The organism is Streptomyces silaceus (genome assembly GCF_001419745.1).
GTDB lineage: Bacteria > Actinomycetota > Actinomycetes > Streptomycetales > Streptomycetaceae > Streptomyces > Streptomyces silaceus.
Map to the genome: position 1 here is coordinate 1 of NZ_LIRJ01000143.1, position 6,920 is coordinate 6,920.

Sequence of the window (6,920 nt, forward strand, 5' to 3'; positions counted from 1 at the left end):
CTCGCGCAGCGGGTGCTCGGCGGCGAAGACGCGCAGGGGCGCGGTGCTCTCGCCGTGGCAGCCCAGTTCGAGGGCGCAGGCGAAGAGTTCCTCCTGGGCGGTGACGGACAGTTCGGTGAGCCGGTCGCGCTGGCGCCCGACGTAGGGGCCGGGCAGACCGGCCAGCGGGGCACCGTCCGACAGCGCGAGCGCCGCGGTCAACTCGGCGTGGGCCCGTGCGTGTTCACCGGCCTCGCGCAGGCGGCGCGCCTCGGTGACGCGGTCCTCCAGTTCGCACGCGTCGAGGGCGCCGCGCGGGACCCGCAGGGCGTAGCCGTCGCCGGCCGACACCAGGAGGCGGGCCGGTTCGCGGGCGCGCCGGTCCGGTTCGAGGAGGGCGCGCAGCCGCGAGACGTACGTGCGCAGGGCGCCGACCGCGCGCGGCGGCGGCTCCTCGCCCCACAGGGCGTCCACCAGCTCCGACGCGGAGACCGGGTGGCCGCCGCGGAGCAGCAGGACCGCCAGGGTCGCGCGCTGCTGCGGGGGGCCGAGCGTGAGGGGCCGTCCGTCGCGCCGGGCACGCATCGGCCCCAGGACCTGGAACCGCAGCGCGCCGCCCGGTTCACCCCGGCCGGCTCCCGTGTCGCCGTGCCGCCCCGGATCGCCGCCTGCGTCACCCCGCATGGTCAGCCCGCACCCCCTTGCCCCATCACTCACCTCGACCTGCCCGTTTGTACGGGCCACGAAGGTCCGTACGCACCAAACGTTACGTCAGCCCCCTCCGTACCGACGGCACGCGGGGAACATGCGGCACCTTGTTGACCAGGTATTGACGCCGTTCCACACCGATAGGCGACATATACGCCACCGAACGTTCACATTCAGCCGGTCGGGACGGCACGCTCCGGTTCCGTGGCCGAAGGGGCAGTCCGCTCTGCCCTCCGCCGCGCCCGTCCGTCCTTGGGGCACCCCCGCGGCGGCGGAGAGGATCGTCCGGGCACCACCAGGTCAAGCGGCCCACCGGGGGAGTTTTCGTCATGCGTTCAACCGACCGGCGGGTCGACGCCGGACGTGACCTCCCGGCGGCGGCGCGTCCGGAGCGGATGACGGACTCCCCCGCCTCGGACACGCTCTCCCGTTCCGGACGCTCCGGCCCCTCCGAGCGGTTCCCGCGCGCGGCGGAGGCCGACGTCCAGCGCTCAGGGGCCCGGCGCGCCTGACCCGCCCCACCTGCCCCGCGACCGGTGGCCGAACGGGCAGCACCCTCTGCCCTGCACGGCGTCCGCCCGTCTCTACTCGCCGGTTCGTCCATGGGACATCGTCGGACGGGTACGACGGCGCGCGGTCCCGCCGGCGCGCGGCCCCACGGCCTGTCCTCCCGAGGAGAACCAAGAAAATGCCTAACTACCTGTCCCCCGGCGTCTACATCGAGGAAGTCGCCAGCGGTTCGCGCCCGATCGAGGGCGTCGGAACCTCCGTGGCGGCCTTCGTCGGTCTGGCACCGCAGGGACCGCTCAACGAGCCCACCCTGGTGACCAACTGGTCCCAGTACGTGGCCGCGTTCGGCGAGTTCACGGACGGGTACTACCTGGCGCACTCCGTGTACGGCTTCTTCAACAACGGCGGCTCCGCCGCCTACGTCGTCCGCGTCGGCGGCACCGACGGCAGCGAGCCCGCCGCGCCCGCGGCCGAGGCGCCCCAGCAGCTGACGGCCGGCGAGCCGGTGGCGCTCGGCGGCTTCAAGGTCGCCGCGATCACCGCGGGCAGCACCAACGGCGGCTCGCTCACCGTCGAGGTGCAGGACGCCGAGGGCGAGGGCGCCGCCGACCGCTTCAAGCTGGTCGTCAAGGACGGCGAGAAGGTCGTCGAGAGCTTCGACGTCAGCTCGAAGAAGACGGCGCGCAACTACGTCGTCACCCAGGTCAAGCAGCGCTCCAAGACGATCGTCCTGGAGGAGTCCGCGACGAGCGGCACGGTGGCCAAGCCCGACGCGCAGGCCGTGACGCTCGCGCCGCCCGCGCCCGCCGCCCCGGCCGTGCCCGCGTCGAACGGCGCCGTGGCCCGCGTCGAGACCGCCCAGTTCATCGGCGACTCCGCCGACCGCACCGGCTTCGGCGGCCTGGAGGCGCTGGACGAGGTCAACATGGTCGCGGTGCCCGACCTGATGGCCGCCTACCAGCAGGGGCTCATCGACGCCGAGCAGGTCAAGGCGGTCCAGCTCGGCCTCATCTCGCACTGCGAGCTGATGGGCGACCGGATGGCGATCATCGACCCGCCGCCGTCGCTCAACGCCCGCCAGGTGCGCCAGTGGCGCCAGGAACTCGCGGGCTACGACTCGCGCTACGCCGCGCTCTACTACCCGTGGATCAAGTCCTTCGACCCGGCCACCGGCCAGGCCGTGACCGTCCCGCCGTCCGGCCACATGGCCGGCATCTGGGCGCGCAACGACGCCGAGCGCGGTGTGCACAAGGCGCCCGCCAACGAGATCGTGCGCGGCGCCGTCGACCTGGACCTCCAGATCACGCGCGGCGAGCAGGACCTGCTCAACCCGATCGGCGTGAACTGCATCCGCGCCTTCCCCGGCCGCGGCATCCGGGTATGGGGCGCGCGCACGATGGCGTCCGACCCGGCCTGGCGCTACCTGAACGTGCGCCGCTACTTCAACTACCTCGAAGAGTCGATCCTCATCGGCACCCAGTGGGTCGTCTTCGAGCCGAACGACCACGCCCTGTGGGCGCGCATCCGGCGCAACGTCTCGGCGTTCCTGGTCAACGAGTGGCGCTCGGGCGCCCTGTTCGGCCAGCGCCCCGAGGACGCCTTCTACGTGAAGTGCGACGAGGAGACCAACCCGCCGGAGTCGGTCGACCTCGGCCGGGTCGTCTGCGAGATCGGCATCGCGCCGGTCAAGCCGGCCGAGTTCGTGGTGTTCCGCCTCGCGCAGTTCTCCGGCGGGGGCGGCGAGCTGGAGGAGTAGTCGAGAGGGCGGGGGCCGGTCGCGCGACCGGCCCCGACGGCCCGGACCCGTACGCCATCGCAGTAACAAGCAGCAGTAGCAGTAGCAGTAAAGACAGCAGTTCAGGAGAGAACTCCCTTGTCGCTTCAGCCCGGTGATGCGCTCACCACACACAACTTCGGCCTGCAGATCGACGGTGTCATGGTCGAGTACCTGCAGGAGGTCAGCGGCCTGTCCATGGAGCAGGACGTGATCGAGTACCAGCAGGTCTCGGCGGACGGCAAGCCCGTCGTCAAGAAGATGCCCGGCGTGAAGAAGGCCGGCGAGTGCACGGTCACGCGCGGCATGACGCAGAGCCCCGTCTTCAGCGAGTGGATCAACAAGTCCATTCAGGGGGACATGGGTTCGGCGCGCAAGAACGCCACGATCATGATGATGGACTACCAGAACAACCCGGTGAAGCGGTACAACCTGCGCAACGCCTGGTGCAGCAAGGTGGAGACCAGCGGGGTCAAGGCCGGCGACGCCGCCGCGCTGACCGAGCAGGTCACCATCGTCTTCGAAGAGCTGGTCATCGAGTAATGCGGCGCGAAGGCCCGGCGGGGGCGAGTGCCGCGGGTACGCCCGGCACGGCGGCGGTGCGCGAACCGCTGCGCACGGAGTTCGAGTTCGAGCTGCCTCGTGGGTACGTCGACGAGTCCGGCACCGTGCACCGCAACGGCGCGATGCGGCTGGCGACGGCCCGCGACGAACTGGTGCCGCTGCGGGACGTGCGGGTCCGCGAGAACCCCGCCTATCTGTCGGTCGTGCTGCTGGGCCGGGTGATCACCCGGCTCGGCACGCTCGGCGCCGTCCACGACGGCACGGTGGAGAACATGTTCGCCTCCGACCTGGCCTTCCTCCAGGACTTCTACCGGCAGATCAACGCGGAGGGGCACACGCGGGCGGCCGTCGCGTGCCCGCACTGCGAGGAGTCCTTCGAGGTGGAGCTGGCCGGGAGCCGCCTGGGGGAATCGTGACGTACGCCGCCGACCGCATCGAGGAGGAAGTCGCGTACCTCGCCTACCACTTCCACTGGGGCATGGACGACATCCTCGACCTCGAACACGCGGACCGGCGCGCGTACGTGTCGCGGACCGCCACGTTGGTGGAGCAGGCGGAGGCGGCCAGGCAGTGAGGCGCCGGGGCGTTGGGTCCGTGGATCCGGGGGTCGGCGGGTCGGCAGGTCGGTGAGTAGCTGAGTCGAGGTAAGTGATGGGTCTGTTCAGGTGGCGGCGGGGGCCGCGGGAGGACGCTGCCGCGCCGAGCGCGGTGGAGCCGGCGCGGGCCGACGCGGGCGCCGGTGCCGATGGCGGCGCCGACGCCGGTGGCGGGACCGCCGCTGCCCCCGGGCGGGGCGGTGACGGCGGCTGGTCCGTCGCGCCGCCGGTCCAGCGGGTCCTCGCGGCGCCGCGCACGGTCGCGGAGCGCGGCTTCGGCTCCACGCTCGCCACCCACCAGAACCCCTCCTTCGGGGGCGAGTTGGGCCACGCGGTGCGGTCCTCGGCCCCCGGCGGTCTGCTCCGCGACGTCCTCACCCCGGTCGCCGGCCGTCCCGGCAACCTCGACCTGCCCTCACTGCGGCTGCCCGTACGGGGCGTGACGGAGTCCGCCTCGGCGGAGGCGGAGGGCGACGGGGGGCTGCCTCGGCCGCGGTTCGGGCAGTCCGCCCAGGGGACTTCGGCGCCGGGCACGGACGTCCAGCGGTCGACCTCGCGCGCTCCTCGGGCCGGCGGGTCACCCCGTGGCGCCTCGGGTGAGCGGACGGCGTCCGGCCCGGCGGCCGGGGCACCGGGCGCGCCGACTCCGGCGGCGGACACGGAAGTCCAGCGGGCGCCCGCGTCCAAGGGGGCCGCCCAGCGGTCCCCCGCCACCGAGGCGGCACGGCCCGCGTCGGCTCCGGCGGCTCCGGCGGCTCCGGCAGGCGAGGCGGGCGGCACGCGGGACTCGGGCGTACCGCGCACCGCCGCGCCGGGTGCGTCGGTCCCTGCGCCCAGTACGTCGAGTGCGTCGCGTGCGTCGAATCCGTCGCGTGCGTCGCGTGCGTCGCGTGCGTCGAAGCCCGGTCGTGACGCGTCACCGTCCGCGTCCCCGAACGGCGTTCAGCGCTCGGCCGACTCCAGCGGTGGTACGCGGCCCACGGTGGGCCGGGAGAGCGAGGCGGCCGGGACGCCCGGCGACGGTGCGGACCGGCCCGCTCCTGGCGCGTCGACTCCACCCGCCACGCCCGGTGTGCGGCGCTCCACCGCTTCCCGTGGCGGTACGAGCCCCGCCGCACCGGGCCCGGAGGCACCCCGCCCCGCGCAGGGCACCGCTCTCCCTCCCGCGACCGAGGGCCGGCGCTCGACCGCGACCGGCAGCGACACCCGGCCCACGGTGGGCCGAGGTGACGACATCGGCACGACGCCGGACACCGGAGCGGACAGCCCCTCGCGCGGCACCTCGACTCCACCGGCAACGCCCGGCGTTCAGCGCTCCCCCGCCGCTCCCCGCAGCGGTACGCGCCCCGCGCCGGCCCGCGCGGGCGACGCGGACAGGGCGCCGGGCCCCGCGTCGGGCTCCAGGACCCCGGGCGCGCCCCGCCCCTCGCGTGGTGCGTCGCATGCGCCTGCCCGGAGCGGTGGTCAGAACTCCGCCGCGCCCAGCGGTACGACGCCCTCCCCGGCGACCGGCGCGGGAGCGGAGCCCGGTGCCCCCGTGGACCGTCCCGTCCAGCGTGCGACCAGGTCCGGCGGGCAGCCGCCCCGTACGCGTACGGAGTCCTCTCCGCAGCCGGCCGCCGAGCCCACCGCTCCCCTCACCGGTGCCCGCCAGGCCCCCACGCCCCGGGGCACGACGACCGGCACCGGCACCACGAACCCCGGCACCGACGCCCCGTCCGCGCCCACTCCTGCGGCACCCCCGGCCCGGGGACGCACGGCGGGCACGCCCGGCCGACCGTCCGCGCCGACCGCCACCACGGGGAGCGGCACGTCCGGCAGCTCCGCGCCCGGCACTCCCGCGGCCACCGGCACCCCGCCCGTGCAGCGCACGACCGCCACCTCCACGCAGAGCGCCGGTACACCGCTGCCGACGCCCGCGAACGCACCCGCGTCCACGAAGGCGCCCGCCTCCTCGAAGGCGCCCACGCCCACCGAGACCCCAGGCCACACCGCCCCCCTGACCGGCGCCCGTGGTGCCATGTCGTCCGACTGTGTCGTGCCCGTCGTACAGCGGTCGCGGTCCGGGCGTTCGCCGCTCGTGTCCGCGAAGCCCGCCGTCGTGCCGGAGCGGCAGCTGTTCCCCGTGGGGGCCAGGCGTCCGGCGCCGTCCCCCGCCAAGGCCGACGGCGCCGCGGCCGCCCCGGCCCCGGCCTCCGAGCCGGGCACGCCGAGCCCTCGTACCGGCGCGCCGCCCGCCCCGGACGCCCCCTCCGGCGTCCGGCCCACAGACGTCCCTGGCCCGGTGCCCCCCACCGGGCCAGGGGCGGCCGACCCCGCCGCTGTGCGGGCGGATTCCCCCGTCCAGCCCGTACAGCGGCGGCCTCTCGTACGCCGGGTCCGGCGCGCGCCGGACGGCGCCACGACGCCTGCCGGCAAACCCCGCACCGGACTCGGCGAGCCCCTCGGCCAGGCGGCGCCGACGCCACCGGCGGCCCCCGCGCCGTCCGGCACCCCGCGCTCGACGCCGATCGGCGCGCCGGTCGCGCCCGTCCAGCGGGCCGTCCCCGGCAGGACCAAGGCGCCCGCCACGCCGCCGGTTCCCGAGCTCTCCCTCCGGCCGGAGGCCGAACCCGAGCCCCGGGCCGCCCGCGCGCAGGAATCCCGGCCGCAGGCCGACGCGCCCCAGAGGACGGCGCCAGACACCGGCGCGGCCAAGCCCGAGGCACCTCGGGCCCAGGCCCAGGCACCGGCCACCCCCCTGCCCGTGGTCCCGGTCAACCGCCGTATCGCACCCGGTGGTTACCGCC

General features: G+C 75.2%; 8 protein-coding genes and 1 pseudogene. 6 read left to right on the top strand and 3 right to left on the bottom strand.

Annotated features, from left to right (window positions below; all coding sequences use genetic code 11):
- Positions 1–663, bottom strand: a 663-nt coding sequence (locus AOK22_RS15305) for an AfsR/SARP family transcriptional regulator (RefSeq protein WP_208606399.1), incomplete at its 3' end; no start/stop codon positions are given.
- 353 nt (positions 664–1,016) lie between these two features.
- Here AOK22_RS15305 and AOK22_RS15310 point away from each other — a divergent pair.
- The 5 genes from AOK22_RS15310 to AOK22_RS41880 all read left to right on the top strand — a co-directional run bounded on the left by AOK22_RS15310 (position 1,017) and on the right by AOK22_RS41880 (position 4,109).
- A complete protein-coding gene (locus tag AOK22_RS15310; protein ID WP_055699201.1) occupies positions 1,017–1,199 on the top strand; it encodes a hypothetical protein in 183 nt (60 codons plus the stop codon).
- 176 nt (positions 1,200–1,375) lie between these two features.
- On the top strand, positions 1,376–2,953 hold the full coding sequence (locus AOK22_RS15315; RefSeq protein ID WP_055699202.1) for a phage tail sheath family protein: 1,578 nt from the start codon (positions 1,376–1,378) through the stop codon (positions 2,951–2,953).
- A gap of 117 nt (positions 2,954–3,070) precedes the next feature.
- The gene (locus AOK22_RS15320; RefSeq protein WP_055569989.1) at positions 3,071–3,514 is read left to right on the top strand and encodes a phage tail protein; all 444 of its coding nucleotides are present in this window, start codon (positions 3,071–3,073) and stop codon (positions 3,512–3,514) included.
- Entirely contained in the window at positions 3,514–3,951 is a 438-nt protein-coding gene (locus AOK22_RS15325) for a hypothetical protein (RefSeq protein ID WP_055699203.1), read from the top strand. Before AOK22_RS15320 ends, AOK22_RS15325 begins: the two co-directional genes overlap by 1 nt.
- Positions 3,948–4,109, top strand: a complete 162-nt coding sequence (locus tag AOK22_RS41880) for a DUF6760 family protein (protein WP_167357846.1) — start codon at positions 3,948–3,950, stop codon at positions 4,107–4,109. Before AOK22_RS15325 ends, AOK22_RS41880 begins: the two co-directional genes overlap by 4 nt.
- Positions 4,110–5,073: 964 nt before the next feature.
- Here AOK22_RS41880 and AOK22_RS41450 read toward each other — a convergent pair.
- Positions 5,074–5,412 (bottom strand): hypothetical protein, encoded by a 339-nt coding sequence (locus tag AOK22_RS41450; RefSeq protein WP_141753925.1) that lies wholly within the window; start codon positions 5,410–5,412, stop codon positions 5,074–5,076.
- Between the two features lie 183 nt (positions 5,413–5,595).
- Positions 5,596–6,153 carry a hypothetical protein gene (locus AOK22_RS15330; RefSeq protein ID WP_208606400.1) on the bottom strand — a complete coding sequence of 186 codons (558 nt, stop codon included), beginning with the start codon at positions 6,151–6,153 and terminating at the stop codon, positions 5,596–5,598.
- Between the two features lie 58 nt (positions 6,154–6,211).
- On the opposite strand from AOK22_RS15330, the pseudogene AOK22_RS42200 reads away from it, so the two are divergent.
- Positions 6,212–6,920: pseudogene (locus tag AOK22_RS42200) on the top strand (hypothetical protein); the annotation flags it as partial.